At 61.4% G+C, this 21,036-nt stretch carries 7 protein-coding genes; 2 read left to right on the forward strand and 5 right to left on the reverse strand.

The genetic code is table 11. The features are described from left to right. Nucleotides 1-834: 834 nt before the first annotated feature. Nucleotides 835-5,124 (reverse strand): RHS repeat-associated core domain-containing protein, encoded by a 4,290-nt coding sequence (locus ACIPL0_RS08515; RefSeq protein ID WP_400598989.1) that lies wholly within the window; start codon nucleotides 5,122-5,124, stop codon nucleotides 835-837. Between the two features lie 349 nt (nucleotides 5,125-5,473). Between ACIPL0_RS08515 and ACIPL0_RS08520 the strand changes: the two genes are divergently transcribed. Beyond that, entirely contained in the window at nucleotides 5,474-11,374 is a 5,901-nt protein-coding gene (locus ACIPL0_RS08520; protein ID WP_400598992.1) for a hypothetical protein, read from the forward strand. A gap of 15 nt (nucleotides 11,375-11,389) precedes the next feature. Continuing rightward, complete coding sequence (locus tag ACIPL0_RS08525) at nucleotides 11,390-13,126, forward strand: hypothetical protein (RefSeq protein WP_400598994.1); 1,737 nt, start codon at nucleotides 11,390-11,392, stop codon at nucleotides 13,124-13,126. Between the two features lie 898 nt (nucleotides 13,127-14,024). Here the strand turns inward: ACIPL0_RS08525 and ACIPL0_RS08530 are convergent. From ACIPL0_RS08530 to ACIPL0_RS08545, 4 genes are all read right to left on the reverse strand, one after another. Next, complete coding sequence (locus tag ACIPL0_RS08530) at nucleotides 14,025-15,515, reverse strand: efflux transporter outer membrane subunit (protein ID WP_400598996.1); 1,491 nt, start codon at nucleotides 15,513-15,515, stop codon at nucleotides 14,025-14,027. Between the two features lie 10 nt (nucleotides 15,516-15,525). Then, nucleotides 15,526-18,786, reverse strand: a complete 3,261-nt coding sequence (locus ACIPL0_RS08535; RefSeq protein ID WP_400598998.1) for an efflux RND transporter permease subunit — start codon at nucleotides 18,784-18,786, stop codon at nucleotides 15,526-15,528. A 12-nt stretch (nucleotides 18,787-18,798) separates the two neighbouring features. After that, nucleotides 18,799-19,980, reverse strand: a complete 1,182-nt coding sequence (locus ACIPL0_RS08540) for an efflux RND transporter periplasmic adaptor subunit (RefSeq protein ID WP_400599000.1) — start codon at nucleotides 19,978-19,980, stop codon at nucleotides 18,799-18,801. A 163-nt stretch (nucleotides 19,981-20,143) separates the two neighbouring features. Beyond that, a complete protein-coding gene (locus tag ACIPL0_RS08545; RefSeq protein WP_400599002.1) occupies nucleotides 20,144-20,791 on the reverse strand; it encodes a gamma-glutamylcyclotransferase in 648 nt (215 codons plus the stop codon). Between the last annotated feature and the right edge of the window lie 245 nt (nucleotides 20,792-21,036).

Raw genomic sequence — 21,036 nt, forward strand, 5'->3', positions numbered from 1 at the left:
GGCAACTTCTGCTTTTGATTCTGGCCGAAGGCCGTGGGAGCCGGCTTGCTGGCGAATGCGGTGTGTCATTCAGCAAATGATGTAGCTGACCCACCGCTTTCGCGAGCAGGGCTCCCTCCCACTTTCGCTCATTTGCCCGGCTTGTCAGTGTCGGTGTCCGTGAGATTGCCACCGCCGGCAAGCCGGACTGCTACGGAACAACCGGCAACTTCTGCTTTTGATTCTGGCCGAAGGCCGTGGGAGCCGGCTTGCTGGCGAATGCGGTGTGTCATTCAGCAAATGATGTAGCTGACCCACCGCTTTCGCGAGCAGGGCTCCCTCCCACTTTCGCTCATTTGCCCGGCTTGTCAGTGTCGGTGCCCGTGAAATTGCCACCGCCGGCAAGCCGGACTGCTACGGAACAACCGGCAACTTCTGCTTTTGATTCTGGCCGAAGGCCGTGGGAGCCGGCTTGCTGGCGAATGCAGTGTGTCATTCAGCAATGATGTAGCTGACCCACCGCCTTCGCGAGCAGGGCTCCCTCCCACTTTTGGTCATTTGCCCGGCTTGTCAGTGTCGGTGTCCGTGGGATTGCCACCGCCGGCAAGCCGGGCTGCTACGGAACAACCGGCAACTTCTGCTTTTGATTCTGGCCGAAGGCCGTGGGAGCCGGCTTGCTGGCGAATGCGGTGTGTCATTCAGCAAATGATGTAGCTGACCCTCCGCCTTCGCGAGCAGGGCTCCCTCCCACTTTTGGTCACTTGCCCGGCTTGTCAGTGTCGGTGTCCGTGGGATTGCCACCGCCGGCAAGCAGCGCGCATATCAAAAGAACACACGACTGAAAAAGGGGCGCATCTATATCATGATCATGTCCCATGTTGTCTGATTACGGACATACGAAGTTGACACGTCCCAGTTATATCGCCACCGAAGAAACTCGTCATTTGCCGAATAACAGTATGCGTAAATAATGTGACCTGCCTTGGTCTGGGCCTCTTTTATCCTGTCCATCGCTTTAGGAAAATGCATGTTGATGACATCAATCGGGTTCGCAGGAAAGACACCCTGCACCTGATGCATGAGCTCAGTGTCAGAAACCAGGAACTTCGAATCTCTCAACCCGGGCTTCCTGAGAATGTCCGAGCCCGATTTTATCCAGTTATCTCCATCAAAAGCACCATGCCCCCCAGTGACAACCGTTATATTGTCACCGGGTTTCAGGCCGCTACTATTAATCTTCGTTATCTGCGGTACTATCTCGTTTCCCTGTAACTCCGTCGTGGTGACATGGTGATTGACTGTATGCCCATCGGCCTGGGTAGAAATAGACTTCCACCGTGCAGCCCCCCCAAAGTCCTTCTGGCCATGCGATTGTCTGACCTGACGCGACAGGTCTCCAAAAGACGGCAATCGGCTCTCGGTATAAGCCGGCAGTGCGTTAAGTCTGAAATCAGATGCAATCCTCTCAAGCTTACGGTTTATGACGATCCTGCTCCTCAGGCTTCGCAGCCTCTCAAGCCCTTTGCGTCCGCGCTTCGCGGCCCCCTTCGCAATGCCGTGAGCCGCGTCCACCATCCCGAGCCCCATTGACGCCCAGCCCAGTTTTTCCGCCAGTTCCGGGTTGCTCTCACGCACCGCGTACGAGGCAATCGACAGAGCAATGGATGCCGCCGCCGCTGTCCGAATAATGGCAGCCGCAATGAAACCCGCCCCTGTCGGTATCAGAAGTCCTCCCACGCCGGATACTATGCCGCCCGCCAGCTCAAGCTTGGCCGCCAGTTCCGGGTCCCTCTGCCGTATGCCCATGCCAACGCCCATGATGACGCTGCCCGCCAGCATAAGTATCCCTCCCACGACAAACAGGAGCGCACCGCCGCTCATGACAATGACCGCCAGCGCCACGACCGCGCCCACCCCCAGCAGTAGCCACTCCCACCAGGCCGCCGCCTGTGGCGGTGGGGGGTTGGTGTCGGTTACCCACTGGTCCAGCGACGCCAGTTGCTCGCCCGCCGCCGTGCGGTTCAGCATGATGTGGCCTGACGGGTCATGCCAGTTCACCGGGTCACGACCTGCGCAGTAGGCGCGCTCGTTGAGCCCACCGCTACCGAACGGGCTCAGACTGTCCGGTTGGCAAAACGTGCGCAGGGCCGGGCTGTAGGCGCGGTAACCTTCACCCAAGTGGTACAGGCCCGCGGGGTCCGCGTGCAGACCGTTCCAACCCGGCGTGGCCACGTGCTGCTGCGGTGATTCCCCCCAGGGCGTGAAGGCTGACGTCGCGGTGCACGTCCAGTTTCCCTTCACATCAGCGCACCAGGCGTCACCGCCCCCCGCGCCCGGTCCGGCCAGCAGGAAGAAGACGCTTTCGCCCGGAAAGGTCTGCACCACACTGACCAGCCCGTCGACGTCGCGGATGATGCGTTCGCGCACCGTGTCATCCGCCCCGACACGCGTGACCGCACCAGACAAACAAATCTGCCGCGTGTTCGTCGCTTCATCCCAGACGGCGACCAGTACCCCTTCCGCATCGTATTCGTAGCGGGTCCGGAGGGTGCCGTTCTTGAGGTCGCTGACCGACGCGAGTTGCCCTTCGGGTGTGTAGCGGTAAGCGCTCTCTGCGTCCGACTGCAGGTTGCCTGCCGCATCGTACGTCAGCGTCAGCGTCTTGCCCTCCACCGACTCTGCCGTCCGGCGCGAGGGCTGTTCAGCGTCGTCATAGGCGTACGTGCGTCGCTGCAGGGTGCCGTCCGCGAACGTGGTGCTGCACGTCAGCATGTTGCCCAGCGCGTCATAGGTATAAGCCTGTGACCGTATAGCCTTACCGTCGCGGTCCAGAACCGCGTCCTGACTGTCAATCGCCTCCACCGACCACGTCATCAACTCGTCACGCAGCCCGCTCCGCTGGGTTTCATAGGTGTAGGTTTCTGTGCGCGCGGGCACCTCCGCGCCGTCCCGGTACAGCGTGCGCGTCTGCACCTGGCTCTGGGCGGTCCACGTCTGCACCCAGCGGGCCTTCAACAAGCCGTCCAGGCGCTGCTCACGGGTGATTTCATTACCCGCGTCGTCGTAGCCGTAGTTCACCTCAAGCATTCGACCGTTGCGCAGATCTCGCACCGACACGCCTGCCAGCTGCCCTTTTGCCGTCCAGTCGTACCCGTAATCCAGCTCACCCCGGCGTACGCTCTGCGGCATACCCCGCGCGTTGCGGCGGTGAACGGGGCTTACGCCGGCAGCGCTGCGTCCGCTCGTCACGCGCCCGCGCAGCGACGTCATCAGTTGCGTGCGCTCGGTGAAACCGCCTATCCGCCGCCGCAGCCAGGATTCACCGTACAGCTTCGGTAAGAAGCTTTCATTAATGACCACCATGTGCCCGTCCGGCCCGGCAGCGCGCTCACTGCGCATTATCCGGGTAACGGGATTTATGCGGAAAGACGCAAACCTGGTCTTCGTGCCGTCTGAAAACTGCTTATATACCCCGACGACGCTACCGCCCGCCTCTTCCTGCGCGAACACCCTCGAACCGTCGGCGCCGTTACCGTCGCCTGACAGCTCGCGGCTGCCGAGCGTCCAGGTCTTTCCCTTATGCGTCAACGTCACGCGCAGCGGCATCTCGCTCAGTCCTTGATAGGACCGCGTGACGACCCTCCCGTCTGGCGCCGTAATGGTTGTACACCGCCCAAGGTCGTCATAGTTCATCTTCCAGCGGCGCGCCACGTCGCCCTTTCCGGTCGTGACCGTCTCTGTGACTGCGGTCACCTGCCCCTTCACGTTCGTGTCCTGCTGCGACGCGCTCAGCACCCTGCCGGTATCCAGCTCTCCGGCACGCGCGGTTTCATTCACCGCCACGCTGCCGTCCGCCCGGTTGGTCTGCACTGTCACCACGCTGCCGGTCACCCGCCCTGACGCAGCCTCTCCCTGAAGGCTCGTGATACTGAGCGCCCGCGTCCTCCCGTCCTCACTCTGCATGCTCTGACGCTGCTCTGCGACCCAGAACCACGCCCCCGCGTCGGCAGCGTCAGGCGCACGTCCGCCCTCTACCCACACGCACCGCCCGCCCGGCAGCCAGTCATACACCTCTTCTTCGGCGATCTGCCCGTCAGGGCCGTAGGTCCGGCGCTCCACGCACAGCCGGTTTGCTTCTGAATGGACTTCGCCGGGCATACGCTGCAGCCACTGGCTGACCGGCCGCCGGAGCCCGTCGTAACAGATGTAGGCCCAGCGTCCGTCATCTCCGCAGGTTCGCTCCCACGTACCGGTCGGCAGACTTTCGCACACTGATTCGTCAGTGGTTTCCAGCGGCGTCAGCCCTACGACATCCCCACTCCTGAAGCGCGACTCGTCCCAGGCGTACAGCGTCTGACTGCGCACCTGCCCGCGGCTGTTGCTGTTGATCACGGTGAACGTGACGGGCAGTCCGTTACCGTCCTGTTTCGATTCGCGCAGCAGAACCCCGCTGAAGGCAGAGGTGACGTGCTGACGGATAATGGCCTCACCGCCGCCGGGAAGCGGTGAGGTGGTGACTGACAGCCGCGCCAGGCCGCCCGGCAGAACGGACTGTTTCTCCGTCAGGGTCTGGGTCTGACGAGCGTCGTCGCTTTTATACCAGCGCGTCGCTGTCCGGGTAGTCGTGATGCCCAGGCCGGCTGCACGGCTGACCGACGCATCCTCCGTCTGCCTGAATACCGTCTCCTCCGTCAGGCTGACCTCCGGGGCCTGCCGGCCCGGCGAAAGCTGGACAGTCCAAGTGCCGCCGTCACCGGCGATGACGTCCACGCCGGTCAGCTCCAGCTGTACGCGCCGCTCTTCTTTCTCGCCGTCACCGCCGTAGCCGTACAGGGCCAGCTCCCCCTCAGACGCAGAGCCATCGGGGAACGGCAGGCGGCGGAACTGCGCCAGCAGCCGCGCGTGGGAGAACGCCGGCAGTGCCGGACACGTCGTGACGTTCAGAGTTGCCAGCTTTCTGCCGTCCGCCAGCGTGAGCCCCGCTATCAGCGCGCGGACATCTGGCGCTGCGATGCTGCTGCCATCGCGCGGGTACCAGAGCGTGAGCGTCTCAAGCCCGTCGGGCGCTACCGTACGTGACGGCTGGCCGTCGGCGTCGTATTCAAACTGCGTTTGTTCCGGTGAGGAAGCACTGATGTCTGTCATGTGGATTTCCTTATGCCTGAAGCTGTCCGTGAGATGTATGTCGGCCACCCGGCGAACGCCGTGTGCGCCTCGGTCGTTCGCGCGTCAGTACTATTCAACATAGGTTAAAAGCAAGGCTGAAAGAGCCGTTGCGCAGGGACGACGGACCGGCGGCACGATGACGTGAGATTTGCCGATACGGGCGGCCACGCGGAAGTTGCCAACTTGAATGCAGGGTCGTGCGGGTAATTCAGAAAAGTACTAACGGAAGTTTTAAATCACTCCGGCGTCTCAACTATCTTTTTATGACCCCCCCGCTGCCAGAAGGACCACTGCAGCCGCCCACCTTTCTGCTCATAAGGACATGATCATGGCAGCCCCCCAATCCGAATCCGAGAACGCCGCGAACAGTACCGTCCCGGGCATTTTTGCGTTTGCCGACGCCCTCGCTCTCGCGCAGGCATCGCTAAGCGGGGACAATGCAGGCATCCTGCCTGACATGAGCCAATTCACCCCACGAAGCATTGGGGCGTTTGGCATCGTCTGGAAGAGCCCGCTCTGGTTTTTCGCGGAGCGAGACCTGGCGGAAGGTGAACGCATTACAGTGGTGGCGGTGAGCCGCGAGAATGGCTCATTGCTGGCGCACCGGGACTTTTCCGCCAGCAAGGACAACCGGAGCCGGGCCGGGTGGCCTGCCGCCCTCGCCGACGCCGTTAACGTGTCCGGACCCGATGCCTGGGTGAAGCTGGGCATGATCGATGAACAGGGCGACTTTCACGGCGCGCCGGCGGACGGCATCGTGCGGCTGTGGGGCTGGAGTGAGGAGGCGCGGGTGTTCTGCAACGCGCCCTTCACGGGCAGTATGGCGATGGCTCTCGTCCTGCCGTCGCTGGCTGACGCCGGCGTCGCCACACTGATCATTGAAGTCCGCGACAGGCTGTCGCAAACGCTGTATGAGCGCCACCTTGTTCACCCGGCGGACAGCGACTGGCAGCAGCAGCTTAATAAGAACAGCCGGCTGGTCCGGGCGGGCACGCTGCAGCCGAGCGCGCTGTCCGTGGTGCCGACTGAAACCGGCGCTGCGTTGTGGGTGCCGCAGCTCTCCAACATGGACGTCACACTCACGCCGGCAGGTTTTGACGAGAAGGCGGCGTACAGTATTTTTGACAACGTCGAGAATGTGCCGGGGCCGCGCCGGGAGGATGGCGCCCCTGCTGTTACGTTCACGGAGGGTTCTGCCTTATTTCTGCCATATCGTGAACAGTTCGGCAGCGACCTGAGCAGGATGAACCCACTGAAGGTGTATAGCGCCCTTGAACGAAACGCCTATTTTATCTGCAGGGATAACAACATTTATCTTCTCAGCAATGAAAATCCCGTGTCCACACGTTCAGTCGTAGACTACTTCAATAATTTTGAAAGGCACTTTATAGATGAAACGTATGAATTGAAAGTGGTCTGCTTTTCTATGGCGGGCCGTCTGCCGGAGAGCGAACTTTTCCTTGCCGGCCTGGGTGACAAGCAGGATGGCGGAGTGGTGCGCAGACTTCGGACCACTCAGATCGACTTTGCTCATTTGCTTATGGAGGTTGATTTCGACCGCTTCAGGTGGATGACAACTTGTCTTCCTGATCCTGACGGCTCGAACGGCGTTCAGAACGCTAGGGATACACGGGGTGAGTATTATAGTCGTCCGCATACTAATTTCACAGCCGAGGAAGTTGAAAAAATAAAGCGTACCCGCTCATACGCTGGCGAGGACATGCCCCAGCTTCCTTCTGAAATGCTCAGGGAGGATTTTGATTACTACATTGAACACGACGACATACCAATATATCAATACTACCCTATCGTTGCCTTTCCTTCGTCCGGGCGTCAGCTGAAACCAGATGACGCTTTTAATATGGTTATTGCTGAAGTATCGCGCTCGCTTATCAGCAAACGTCTTGACCAGTTCAAGGTTGCTTACCCTTATCGTTTCGCAGAGGCCAGCAATGCCAAGCCCTCCGACACTCTGTGTCAGGACAGCGCTTTTACGGCAGGCTCCGAAGTGTTTGATACCTCCGGCGAGGCGCAGAGCGGCGTCTCTCCCCTCACCGGCCTGTACCACTGCCATTACCCCCTCGCCGGATTGCAGTCACTGTACGACCCGCGGGTGCGCCTTGATCTCACCCTGCATTATGCCGCCACCCGCGCCAACGAAGCCGCGCTGGGTGACGGCTGGGCGCTGCGGATGGCCTCCTTTGATAATCGGCTGCGCCGCTTTACCCTTCACACCGGGCGCGCCTTTACGCTGACCGAGAAGGACATTGAAACGCTCGCGCTCGGAGAGTTGGTGCGTGACGATCTGACCCTCAAAGGCCTCCTCCGAAAGGGAGGTTCAGCGGAGCTGCCGGTACTGGAGCGCCTCGATGTAACGCTGCCTGACGATGAGTTCATCACGCTGGGCATGCCCGCCAACGCTGAAGAACCCGGCAAAGACCACAAAAGCCGCATCGTGGAAAGCTACAAGAAGGTAAATGACAACCTGCGCTACTGGGCCGACAAAGAAACCGACGAAAAACGAAAAAAAGAGCTGAACCGGACGATAACCGACAACCAGCGTCAAATTAAACTTTATGAAATCAACGCCCCGGTGCTGGTACCTCTTCGCATCGGACGTAAAGCAGGCGGCGCTCTGGACCTGGCGTGGGACGGGCAGAAAGGACACGTTCGCCTGCTGTCGGTGAAGGATGGCGAGCGTACTTTGCTGAAGGTGGAGCACCCCCTGCCGTCGGTTGCCGATGCATACAACCCCGTATTCAGCTTCTGGCCGGGCACGGACGAATCGTTCACGGTGCGCCTTGATATCACAACGTGCCTGCTGCGGCGCCTGATCCGCAGGAAAGGTGAAACTGAAAAGGGTGAAGAGGAGCAGCGCGTCAGCTTCGACTACTGCCCGGATCCGTTGTTTGACCGCCTGCTCTGGAACGTTGAAGAGGGCGGGTCGACCGACCTGATTACCTGGGCGCCCGGGGCCGTGCTCGATGCTGGCCGTGACTGGCGCCTGCCGCAGGTCAGCCGCGTCACTACGCTGCCAGGCGCCGGGCAGTCGGCCATGTTCGAGGACTGGTCGTTCAGCGGCCCGGTCAGCCTGAAGGCGCGCGTGGGCAGCCGACGCACCGCGACCCACACTGCGCGGGACGGCGTCCTCACCACGCGCACCTGGCACTACGGCGACCGCGGCCCGGTGCTGGAAGTGTCCGGTGAGGAGCAGGATGACGCCCACACCATCACGGTGCTGGACTATAACGATATCGAGAAAGAAGGTGCCAGGCCGCAGGTCAAAGGCATGGCCAGCGTGCCCGTGCCAAAAGGCTTCCGCAGCCTTGAGTCGAGAATAACCGGGCTGTTCAGGGACGGGCTGGGAGAACGGCTGGAGGATAACGTGACCCGGGCCGGCGTGGAGACGCTCCGGTGCGAACTCGGTGAACTGGCGCAGGTCAATGCGGTGACCGGGGGCGTTCAGGTTGCGCTGGACGAAACGCTCATACAGCAGCTCGACGCCCTGCTTGATAACGCAGAACGGTTACTGACCGAGGCAGAAAAGGAACGACTGGCTGCTGACGCTGACAAAGAGCAGCAGCCCCCCACCAAGCTTGACACGGGGCAACTCAGGTGGTTCATCACGTCATTCAGCACCTCCGCCGACGCCAACGCACGGGTGCCCGGCAGTCAGAGCGTCACCCTGCGCTTCAGCGACAGGATAGATGACTACCTTCTGAACGCCGCATTCACCCTGCGCTCATCGCAAGCGCCCCTAATCTGCCGGCTGACGGGCGGGATAACCTCGCACAGCTCTCACTTTGAGCGGTTCAGCCGCACCTGGGTGATTGACGACATTACGGATGACCTCGCGGGGCTGCACGTCATCATGGGTCACAAGGGCAGCGAGTATCACCTCCCTATCCCCTCACCCGCCCTGCTGGCGATTCTGGAAAGCATTCAGGGGCTATTTACCGACGTCGCCCTGACCACGCTGAAGCCGGAAATCGTGCCGGAAGATGTCCGTCAGCTGTCAGAGGAGGTGCAGGCATCCAGCCTGACCAGCACCGAGAAAGCCGAGATGCTCGCCCTGCTTGATGGCGCGCAGCGGATGCTGGACGCGCGCGCAGACGAGATGCGCCGACGCGTACAGGCGTTGTTCTCCGGCGCGCAGAGCGAAGCATTATCCCCCGACGCCACACAGGAGGAGATTGATGCCCTGACCGAAGAGCTGGATGACCTTTTCTCCGATCATGAGATGCACCCGGCACTGTCCCAGCGGCTCTCGGACGCGCAGGTACTCCTGCTGCGTGACACGCTGCAAGGCTGCCGGGTCGATGCGAACAACCGGGTCATCGTGACGTTCACGGACGCGGAGAACCGCCGCTTCGGGGACTACCACTACTTCCTGCTGCTCGGCGAAGCGGACCAGTCGGAGTTGCGGGCCGGCGAAGCGGCCTACCCCTCGACGCTTGACGGCGCTGCGTGGACGGTGCTGCTCTCGCCGTCGCTGCAAGACACCTTCCGGCTGGAGGTGCGCCATGCCGGCACCCGGGACCAGACGTGCATCCTGCACCAGTCCGGGACGGACGTCTTTTACGCGTCCCAGGACGCGCGGGCTGACGCTGAACGCCGGGTTAACGCGCTGTTTACCGGCGCTGGCTTTACCGCCCTGAGCGGCGGCGTGGTGCTGAGCGATATCGAGTCACTGCGCAACAGTCTGAGCAATAACAGGTTTGACGATGCGTTTCTGTCGCAGCTCACCGCGCGACTGAGCCAGGCGGAGACTCTGCTGAAAAAAGAGCAGGCAGACCTGAAAAAGCGCACGGATGCCCTGTTTACCGACAGCACCCGCAAAGCCCTGCGCGCCGGCGCGCGGCAGGAGGAAATGGACAGCCTGTCGACCCTGCTGACCAGCAAGAACAGCACCGCGTCACCCTACGGCGAACTGTCCGGACAGCTGGCTGACGCGCAAATGCTGCTGCTGAAAGAAACCCTGAAAGACGTCACGGTCAGCGAGCTGAACGACGTCACCGTCACCTTCAGCGATAAAGCCGGACGGGACTTCAGGGAGTACGACTATTACCTGATGCTCAACGGAAAGTACCGCTCTGAAATCAGACGCGGCAAACTCGCCTATTCAACGGCGCCGGCCCCCGGCACCTGGAAGACCCGCCTTGAGGACGCGGGGCCGGAGGACACCTTCCACATAGAGGTGAGCCGCAAGCTTCAGGGCGTGGAAAAGAAACACATCGTGCACACGTCCGACAGCCCGGCGTTTTACGCGCCGGTTGCCAAACGGCGCGTACTTGAGCAGCAGCTCGGCGCCTTGTTCAGCGGCGTCGGTCAGACCGTACTCGTCGAAAAGGCGACACAGTCAGGCATTGACGCACTGGTCATCACCCTCGCCACCCTGCGGCTGGGGCCGGGGCCGGCGAAAAAGCTCGGCGGGCTGCTGGCTGACGCGCAGACCCTGCTGCTGAAGGAAACGCTGAAAGACGTCACGATCAGCGAGCTGAATTACGTCACCGTCACCTTCAGCGATAAAGCCGGGCGGGACTTCAGGGAGTACGACTATATCCTGATGCTCAACGGAAAGTACCGCTCTGGAATCAGACGCGGCAAGCTCGCCTATTCAAGGGCACCGGCCCCCGGCACCTGGGAGACCCGCCTTGAGGACGCGGGGCCGAAGGACGTCTTCCATATTGAAGTCCAGCGGGCGGATAAAACCCGCATCATTTATACATCTGAACTCAACGCCTTTTATACCTCGGCTGCAGGGCAGAAGCAGTTTGAGGGCCGCGTGTCGGCACTCTACAGCGGAAAAGTGCTGGCCCCTGGGGTCACGGAGCCCACCTTGCAGGCGCTGCGGGCTGAACTGCTGAACATGAAGCTCGGGCCGCAGCGCAAAGCCGAGCTGCAGAAGCAGTTTGATGAGGCGCAGATGCTGATGCTGAAGGAGGCGGTCAGCGTCAGCGTTGAAGGCAATACCGTCACTGTCCACTTCAACAGGGCCGACGGGCGAGAATTCAGTAACTATTATTTTGCGGCTTATGGTAACGGCAAATTTCATGACGGCTTCAGATACCCCGCCAGCGAGATCAGCACAGCCCAGCCGCCGCCGCGAGTCTATACGTTTAAGTCCGCTGACAGTTTTACATTCAGGCTTCAGGTTCACACGCACTCCACGGCTTACGTGCTTTTCACGCACCGTGAAACACCGCCTGCGCTGATTTACCCTATCTGACCAAAGAGACTGACCATGGAAACGCAAAGCGAATGGATGCTGTTGCCCAATGTGAAGATCCTGTCGGATCGGGACGCGCCGGACGGCGACACCGTTACCGCGGTGGTCTGCGACCAGGCCTCCGGCGCCGTTCTGGAGCAGGTCTCGCTCAGGCTCGGGCAGGAGCAGGCCGGGCGGACGCAGTGGCCGGCGCTGTTTGCCGATGAAATCAACGAGTGCAGCCAGTACCTCGCGGCCGGCACCCCGAACGGGGATGACGACAACACGTTCAACACCGGTTACGCAGATAACGGCATTTCGCTGTGGCGTTACACCGGACATGGCAACGAGAGCATCGACGTTTTCACGACCAGCCTGTCGGCGAACAACTGGGAAAATGGCCTGCCGGGTGAGGCCGCCCTGCTCTCACCAGGTGACCTTCTCCCGGATGAGCACCTTCAGGTCGAGGTGAGGGGCGCTGAAGGCTACCTTTATGAGAGCCTGAGCCTTGGCCCCAGCGATAAAAAAGTCAAATACACCCAGTACCACTGGCCCTTTCACCTGTGCAGCTATATCAACAGCCACAGCCGCTACTTGAGGGCGGGCGTGATCAATCCACCGGGCGCGTCGCCGGCCAAGGGGCTGATTACCCCGCTTTACAGCGACAGGCTGAACCGGCTCTGGGTGCCTGTGGGCTCCTCTATGCACGTCAAACTGACCATCCGGGATAAAGAGGGGCTGGACGTGACCGGCCTCAAGGGTCGCCCGACACTCGAGGACAGGTTGAGGGAGGTTTTCACTGATGACGACCTGACAGCGGTGAAGAAGGACCTGTCGACACAAAAAATGGGCGTGCTTGCGCGTGAGATAAATTCCATCCTGTCCTGCCCCGAGAAGGATACCGTCCTGATGCCGCTGCTTCACCGGGCGCGCCAGATGCTGGTGGCATCGACGATTGAGTTCGTCGCCCCGGACGCATCAGGCGCCATTGTGGTGACGTTCAGCCAGAATGCGAAGCGGAGCTTCAAGCGTTACAACTATGAGATTGTCATGAATGACGCGCATTCACAGATCCTCCTGGCCCATTTAAATAAAGGCCAGGCTAGCGAGCCCTCCTTACTGAGCGGCCACGTATGGACCGCCCCGCTCGGCGCACACCTTAACCATACGGTCAGCGTCCATATGAACGCTTTTTTAAAACCCCGGTGGGCCTACTGCGCCTGGCCGCTCACGGCGCTGAGGTTTGAGACAGTGCCCGATACCAGCCCTGAAGCCGGGATTGCTGCCCTGTTCGCCGATAAGGCGCATACGACGCTTGCGGCTGGTGTTACGCAGGAAACGATTGATGCGCTTGAGGAGGCGCTTTCCGAAACGGTGTCGGGCCTGGGGAAAAGGCTTGAATGTGAGGAAATGCTTGATGCTGCGCAATTGCTGCTGCTGAAGGAAACGCTGCTTCCTCTCCCGGAAAGCGTCAGCGTGGCATCGGAAAATCAGGTGGTCGTGAGGTTCAGCGCTGACGCGGAGCGGGACTGGGGTCGATATCATTATCAGTTCGTTCTGGAGAAAGAGGATTACACGCATACGACCGGGGAAATGAAAATGGGCAAGGCGATAAACGCCTCCCGGGGTGAGGGCAACGTCTGGACGATATTCGTCAGAAACGCTGCGGGGCCTAATGACCGATTCCGACTCGAGGTGCAGAAGCCGGTGCGCGGGGAAGTAAAAACGTATGTTATTTACACTTCCGGTGAGGATGTGTTTTACGTCTCCTGAGCGACAGCAGAGGGCTCGACTTGTCAACGGTGGCGTCTGCAAGATCGCATTCGCTGGCAAGCCGGGCTGTTACGGATTTAGCGTCATGCCAGTATTCACCTGACACCACAGGATCTGTGGGAGGGAGCCCTGCTCGCGATGGCGTCAGCCCAGTCAATCCTGTGCTGCCTGGCCCACCGCCGTCGCGAGCAGGGCTCCCTCCCACTTTCGCTCATTTGCCCGGCTTGTCAGTGTCGGCGTTCGTAAGATCGCCACCGCCGGCAAGCCGGACTGCTACGGATTTAGCGTCACGTCAATATTCACCAGACACCACAACAACTGTGGGAGGGAGCCCTGCTCGCGATGGCGTCAGCCCAGTCAATCCTGTGCTGCCTGACCCACCGCCGTCGCGAGCAGGGCTCCCTCCCACTTTCGCTCATTTGCCCGGCTTGTCAGTGTCGGCGTTCGTAAGATCGCCACCGCCGGCAAGCCGGACTGCTACGGATTTAGCGTCACGCCAATATTCGCCAGACACCACAAGACCTGTGGGAGGGAGCCCTGCTCGCGATGGCGTCAGTCCTGCCAATACTGTGCTGGCGAACCCACCGCCTTCGCGAGCAGAGCTCCCTCCCACTTTTGGTCATTTGTCCGGCTTGTCAGTGTCGGCGTTCGTAAGATTGCCTCCGCCGGCAAGCGGGACTGCTACGGATTTAGCGTCACGCCAATATTCGCCAGACACCACAAGACCTGTGGGAGGGAGCTCTGCTCGCGATGGCGTCACTCCAGTCAATGTTGTGCTGGCTGGCACACCGCTTTCGCGAGCAGGGCTCCCTCCCACATTTGGTCATTTGCCCGGTTTGTCCGTGTCGGTGTCCGTGAGGTTGCCACCGCTGGCAAGCTGGGCTGTTGCAGGACGTGCTTACGATGACTTCGGCGCCCAGCCGCCACCGAGCGCGCGAATCAGGTTGACCGTCGAGGCCATCTGCAGGCCCTGCATCTGCACCGCTGCGCGGCGGGCTTGCAGTACGGTGCGCTCGGCGTCGATCACGTCCAGGTACGTCACCGCGCCTTCGTTGTATTGCGCACGCGACAACTGCGCGGCACGGGCCGAGGCGTCGACAGCTTCGGCCTGGGTGCGGGTCTGTTCTTCAAAGATGCGCAGGTCGGATAAGCCATCCTCGACCTCCTGAAACGCCACCAGCACTTGCTGGCGGTAGGTTGCCACTTGCTCCTCGTACACCGCACGGGCATTGGCCAGGTCGCCCTTGCGCTTGCCTCCGTCGAAGATCGGCAGGTTCAGCGCAGTGCCTGTCAATGGCCCCAGCAGGAAAGTCCTGCTGCTCCACTTGAACAGACTGCCCAGCGAATCCGACTCGAACCCGGCCGCACCGGTCAGCGTCAGCGACGGGAAGAACGCTGCCTTGGCGACCCCGATCCGCGCGTTAGCCGCGGCCATCGCCCGCTCCGCCGCAGCAATGTCCGGGCGACGTTCCAGCAGCGATGACGGCAAGCCGGCAGGGATACGCAGGTTGATAGCCACCAATGGATTCGGCGCGATGGCAAACTCCGCCGGCGCCTTGCCCAGCAACACCGCCAGACTGTGCTCGGAGGTTGCCCGCAGGCGCTGCACGGTCATGCTGTCGGAGCGCGCCGTCGCCAGTTCGGCCTGGGCCCGGGCCAGGTCCAGCTGGCTGATTTCGCCCAGGTCATAGCGTTGCTGCACCAGCTTCAGCGCCTGCTCACGCAGCGCCACGGCGTCCGCGAACACTCCGGCTTCGGCGTCGTACTCACGCAGCGCAAAGTAGTTCTGCGCGACGTCGGCCTGCAACGCCAGATGCACCGAACGCAGCAACGCTTCGCTTTGCTGCATGTCGTCTTTGGCCGCTTCCACCGTATTGGCGACACGCCCGAACATGTCGACCTCGTAAGAAATCCCGGCCTGCGCACGCCACAGCGTTTGCGCAGGCACGTTGGCACTGTTCGACAGCCCTTGCGACGCACCGGAAACCTTCTGCCGGCTTGGGCCGATGCCCGCGTCCAGGGTCGGGAACAACCCGGCCCGCGCCGCCACGTTCAGCGCCCTCGCCTCTTTCAGGCGGGCGGTGGCAGCGGCGAGGTTCTGGTTGGCGCTGGCGGCCTGTGCCTGCAGATAGTTCAGGGTCGGGTCCTTGAACACCGTCCACCAGTCGCCGCGGGCGATTTCTTCGGACGGTTCGGCGGTTTTCCACGAGCCGGCTTCGGCCGCCGACAACGCCGTGCGCGGTTCCTGGAGCTTCTCTTCCTTGTAGGCTGGCGGCATCGAAACGTTCGGCTTCAGATACGTCGGGGCCAGTGAACAACCTGCCGTGGTCAACACCGCAGCCAGCCATACCGAGCCGAAAAACATCCGGCTCAGAGCAAAGGTTTTCATGTGATTCTCCTTACTTCTCGAGTGCGGTTTCAGGCGCGCGAGCCGTGGAATGAGTGCTGTGACCGGCAACAAAGGCGGCGTAATCAGCGGCGTCATGGCTGTCGAGATCCGCTGCCAGATGCGGATGCTTGCCGTGCTTGTCGACCAGGTGCTCCACCCCCGACAGCTTGCGCAGCAGCAAGTAGAACACCGGGGTCAACAGCAGGCCGAACAGGGTCACGCCGAGCATGCCGAAGAACACCGCAACCCCCATGGCATGGCGCATCTCGGCCCCCGCCCCGGTGGAGAACACCAGCGGCACAACGCCCATGATGAACGCGATGGACGTCATCAGAATTGGCCGCAGGCGCAGACGACTGGCCTCGATGGCTGCCTGCACGATGGTCCGCCCTTGCATTTCCAGTTCACGAGCGAACTCGACGATCAAAATCGCGTTCTTCGCCGACAGCCCCACCAGCACCATCAAACCGATCTGAGTGAAGATGTTGTTGTCGCCATTGGTCAGCCACACGCCCACCAGCGCCGACAGGATGCTCATCGGCACGATCAGAATGATCGCCAGCGGCAGGGTCAGGCTCTCGTACAACGCAGCCAACACCAGGAACACCAGCAGCACACTGATCGGAAACACCCACAGCGCCGAGTTGCCCGCCAGCACTTGCTGATAGGTCAGGTCGGTCCACTCGTACTTGATGCCGCGCGGAAACACTTCTTTGGCAATGCGGTCGACCGCCGCCTGAGCCTGCCCGGACGAATAGCCCGGTGCCGGGCCACCGTTGATGTCGGCGGCGGTGTAGCCGTTGTAACGCACGACCATTTCCGGCCCGTAGGTGGTGCTGACTTTCACCAGCGACGACAGCGGCACCATCTCGCCCTTGTCGTTGCGGGTTTTCAGCAGGCCGATGTTGTCGGCAGTGGCGCGGAACGGCGCATCAGCCTGGGCGCGCACCTGATAGACCCGGCCAAAGGCGTTGAAGTCGTTGACGTACATCGAGCCCAGATAGATCTGCAAGGTGTCGAACACGTCAGTCACCGACACACCCAGTTGCTTGGCCTTGACCCGGTCCAGCTCGACGTTGAGCTGCGGCATGTTGATCTGGAACGTCGAGAACGACGGGCCCAGTTCAGGTGCCCTGGCAGCTGCGGCGAGGAAATCCTGGGTGACCTTGTTCAGCGCTTCATAGCCCAGCGCACCGCGGTCCTCGATCATCAGCTTGAAGCCGCCGACGGTGCCGAGGCCGGCCACAGGCGGTGGCGGGAACACGGCGATGGCGGCGTTCTTGATGCCGGCGTATTTCCCGTTCAGTTGCCCGACGATCGCAGCCGCAGATTGCTCTTTTGAACGGAACTTGGATGGCTCCAGCACCGGGAACACCAGCGCGCTGCTCGGTGAGTTGGCCAGGCTGACCGACAACCCCGGAAACTGCGGCAAGTCCCTCACGCCTGGAATCGCCATGGCGATGTCGCCCATTTCATGCACCACCTTGTCGGTGCGATCCAGGGTCGCGCCGCTCGGCAATTGTGCGATGGCTACCACATAGTCCTTGTCCTGCGCCGGCACGAAACCACCTGGCACGATCTTGCCCATCCACACCGCAGCGCCGAGCAGAATGCCGTAGATCACCAGCATCGCCAGCTTGCGGTTGACCACGCCGCGCACACCGCTGCCATAACGCTCGGAGCCGCGATGGAACACCCGGTTGAACGCGCGGAAGAAACCGCCGAACAGCGCGTCCATGAAGCGCGTCAGCGCATCTTTCGGCGCATCGTGGCCCTTGAGCAGAATGGCCGACAGCGCCGGCGACAGGGTCAGCGAGTTGAACGCCGAGATCACCGTCGAGATGGCAATCGTCATCGCGAACTGCTGATAAAACTGCCCGGTCAGGCCGGACATGAATGCCAGCGGCACGAACACCGCAACCAGCGTCAGGGCGATGGCGATGATCGGCCCGCTGACTTCCTGCATGGCCTTGTAGGTGGCGTCGCGCGGCGACAGGCCGTCGGCGATGTTGCGCTCGACGTTTTCCACCACGACGATGGCATCGTCCACCACGATACCGATGGCCAGCACCATGCCGAACAACGACAGCGCGTTGATGGTGTAACCGAAGCCCAGCAGCAGCGCGAAGGTGCCGACGATCGACACCGGCACCGCCAGCAACGGAATCAGCGACGCGCGCCAGGTCTGCAGGAACACGATGACCACCAGCACCACCAGGGCAATGGCTTCCAGCAGGGTCTGGATCACCGCGTGAATGCTGTCGCGCACGAACTGGGTCGGGTCGTACTTGATGCCGTAGTCGACACCATCCGGCATGTCCTGCTTGATCTCTTCCATGACCTTGCGCACGTCATCGGAGATCTGCAGCGAGTTGGCGTTCGGCTGCTGGAAGATGATCATCTGTACAGCCGGCTTGTTGTTGAGCATCGCACGCAAGGTGTACTCGGACGCCGCCATTTCCACCCGCGCGACATCCGACAGCCGGGTCACTGCCCCGCCAGAGGTCTTGAGGATGATGTCGCGAAATTCCTGCTCGGTTTTCAGACGACCCTGGGCGTTCACGCTCAATTGCAACGGCACGTCGGTCAGCATCGGTGCGCCGCCGACGATACCCGCCGCGACCTGCACGTTCTGCTCGCGAATCGCTTTCACCACGTCGGTAGCGGTCAGGTTCAGGCGCGCGACTTTCTGCGGGTCGAGCCAGATGCGCATCGAGTAGTCACCCGCGCCCCACATCACCACTTCGCCGACACCGGGAATACGCGCCAGGCGATCCTTGACGTTAATCAGCGCGTAGTTGCGCAGGTAGGTCAGGTCGTAGCGTTGATCCGGCGACAGAATGCTCACGCCCATGGTCAGGGTCGGCGACGACTTGACCGTGGTCACGCCCAGACGCTGCACGTCTTCAGGCAAACGTGGCAGCGCCTGCGCCACGCGGTTCTGCACGAACTGCTGTGCCTTGTCCGGGTCGGTGCCGAGCTTGAAGGTCACGGTGGTGGTCAGCTTGCCGTCGCTGTTGGCCAGCGACTGCATGTACAGCATGTCCTCCACACCGTTGATCTGTTCCTCGATGGGCGAGGCCACGGTTTCGGCGATGACCTTCGGGTTGGCACCGGGATATTCGGCGCGCACCACCACCGACGGCGGCACGACTTCAGGGTATTCGGCGGTCGGCAATCGGGTCAGCGCAATCAGGCCGGCGAGCAGCACCAGCATCGACAGCACACCCGCGAAGATCGGCCGGTCGATAAAGAATTTTGAAATATTCATGATCAGTTCTCGTTAGGCCGCAGGCTTGGCAGCGCGGCTGACGTCGGCCATGTCCACGCTGTTGACGCGCACCGTGTCGTTGGGCCGGGCGCGCTGCATGCCGTTGACGATGACGCGGTCACCGGCCTTGAGGCCCGACGTCACCACGCGCAGGCCTTCGTGCAGGTTGCCCAGGGACACTTCGCGGTACTCGACCCGATCCCCGACACCGACCACCAGCACGAATTTCTTCGCCTGATCGGTACCGATGGCCGAATCGTTGACCAGCACGGCTTCGAACGGCTTGCCGCCACCGACCTTGATCCGCGCATACAACCCCGGTAGCAGCGCACCGTTGGCGTTGTCGAAACGTGCACGTACGCGGATGGTTCCCGACTGGGTGTCGAGCTGATTGTCGATGGAGTCGACAGCGCCCTTGCGCGAATAACCGTCTTCGTCCGCAAGCCCCAGCGACACGGGCGCGGCACTGCCGAAGCCCTGATTCAGGTAGCGCAGGTAGGTCTGTTCGTCGACATCGAACGCGGCATAGATCGGCGACACCGACACCAGCGTGGTCAGCAACGGCGAGGTGCCGGCAGCGACGATATTGCCCACCGTCAGTTCGGCACGGGACACACGGCCGGCGACCGGCGCAGTGATCTGGGTGTACGACAGGTTGACCCTGGCCGCGTCGAGTGCAGCCCTCGCCACCTTGACGTTGGCAACGGCTTCGCGCGACGCATTCTGCTTCTCATCGAAGTCACGCCGGGCGATGGCGTTCTGTTCGATCAGGCGCTGGGCGCGCGCCGCATCCGTGGCGGTATAGGCCGCGCGGGATTCGGCGGCGGCGAGTTGACCTGCGGCACGGTCCACTTCGGCCAGATAAGGACGCTGATCGAGGGTGAACAGCAGATCCCCCTTCTTCACCAGCGCACCGTCCCTGAAGTGCACGGCGACAATCGTGCCGGGCACCAGCGGACGAATGTCGACCCTGTCCACTGCCTCCAGGCGGCCGGAATAGCTCTGCCATTCACTGATGGTCTTGAAGACCACGGTGGCCACATCCACTTCGGTTGTCGGCGGCGCAACGTCGGAGGCTGCGTGGGCCGAACTGACAGGCTCAAGGTGATCGCCATACTTCACGACGATACCGGCGGTGCCGGCCACCAAGAGCGCACTGAACACGACGGATAGCCGTTTACGGTTGGCGATCATTGACTCTCTCCTGCTCATGAATATCACTCGAAAAACCACAAACTGCGGGCGCAACGGTGCCGCTCGGCCATTTCTGAAAATGTCGATCAACACATCGTCAAAGGGGTGGAGATAAATAAGGGCCGGGTACTTCGGCCTTGTAATCCACCATTACAAACAACGTTTAAAACATGATTTCTGCAGACAATGCCGTGATGTACCCGTCGGCCATTTCACGCTCATGCAGTGCAGCGCATAGCCGGTGTACGTAGTCCGCATTACTGCCCATCGGCCCCTCTGCCCGCGCAATGCAACGGGCAATGGCTGCGACGGTTGAATCGCGTTCATAAAGCGGGTGGGCCGGCTCAGCGACAAAGACCAGCGCCATCACTTTACGTCCGTCCGCCAGCTCGACCTCGGTCCAGACCGGCCGATAGGCACCCGTGGGCATTTCGCGAACCCACAGCAGGATCAACTCCTCGTCGGCCACTTCTTCGGTCAGGCGATACGCGAGGCCTTGCGTCGACCCACCCGGTTCAAGTGCAAGCATCCGACCTGGAACCTCCAGCGATGCGCGGCCGGCAATCATCCGCAGACAAAAACTGCGATGCCAGCCATGGAGCGTGGCACGCTGCTGCCCGACAAAACTCAACAACGGGTTCCAGAGCAGCGAGCCATAACCGAAGACCCAGAAATCGCCCTGATGGGGTCGTTGTTTAAGGGTGTCGTGCATGGACTGTTCAATTCGCTCCAGCGTCCACAAGATGCCGTCCGGTACGTGGCCGAAGTTCATCAGATAGTCGCCGGAAGTAATCAATTGCTTTGTCAGCATTGCCATTCGCCTCTGTTTCGATTCACCCCTGGGGTGACAGATTCGGGATGCGGTCCGTGAGCGAATGATGACCTGCGCATCAAAGCGGATAAACAGCGCAACGTGAGACGGTTAGTCGCTTTAAAGGCGACAATTTGCAGCGGCAACCGCTATGGACCGGCCGATTGATGGATTCAGAAGATGGGCTTGGAAGCCGCCTTATTGTCGCCTCATGGGCTACAGATAGTAGATTTTTGCGATGTTTA

Source organism: Pseudomonas sp. NPDC090208, assembly GCF_044746785.1.
In the GTDB taxonomy this organism is placed as follows: domain Bacteria; phylum Pseudomonadota; class Gammaproteobacteria; order Pseudomonadales; family Pseudomonadaceae; genus Aquipseudomonas.

Excerpts from the sequence above, each read along its gene's own strand:
- ACIPL0_RS08535 (WP_400598998.1), bottom strand. The coding sequence starts at position 18,786 with ATGAATATTTCAAAATTCTTTATCGACCGGCCGATCTTCGCGGGTGTG.
- ACIPL0_RS08530 (WP_400598996.1), bottom strand. The coding sequence starts at position 15,515 with ATGAAAACCTTTGCTCTGAGCCGGATGTTTTTCGGCTCGGTATGGCTG.
- ACIPL0_RS08515 (WP_400598989.1), bottom strand. The coding sequence starts at position 5,124 with ATGACAGACATCAGTGCTTCCTCACCGGAACAAACGCAGTTTGAATAC.
- ACIPL0_RS08540 (WP_400599000.1), bottom strand. The coding sequence starts at position 19,980 with ATGATCGCCAACCGTAAACGGCTATCCGTCGTGTTCAGTGCGCTCTTG.
- ACIPL0_RS08525 (WP_400598994.1), top strand. The coding sequence starts at position 11,390 with ATGGAAACGCAAAGCGAATGGATGCTGTTGCCCAATGTGAAGATCCTG.
- ACIPL0_RS08545 (WP_400599002.1), bottom strand. The coding sequence starts at position 20,791 with ATGCTGACAAAGCAATTGATTACTTCCGGCGACTATCTGATGAACTTC.
- ACIPL0_RS08520 (WP_400598992.1), top strand. The coding sequence starts at position 5,474 with ATGGCAGCCCCCCAATCCGAATCCGAGAACGCCGCGAACAGTACCGTC.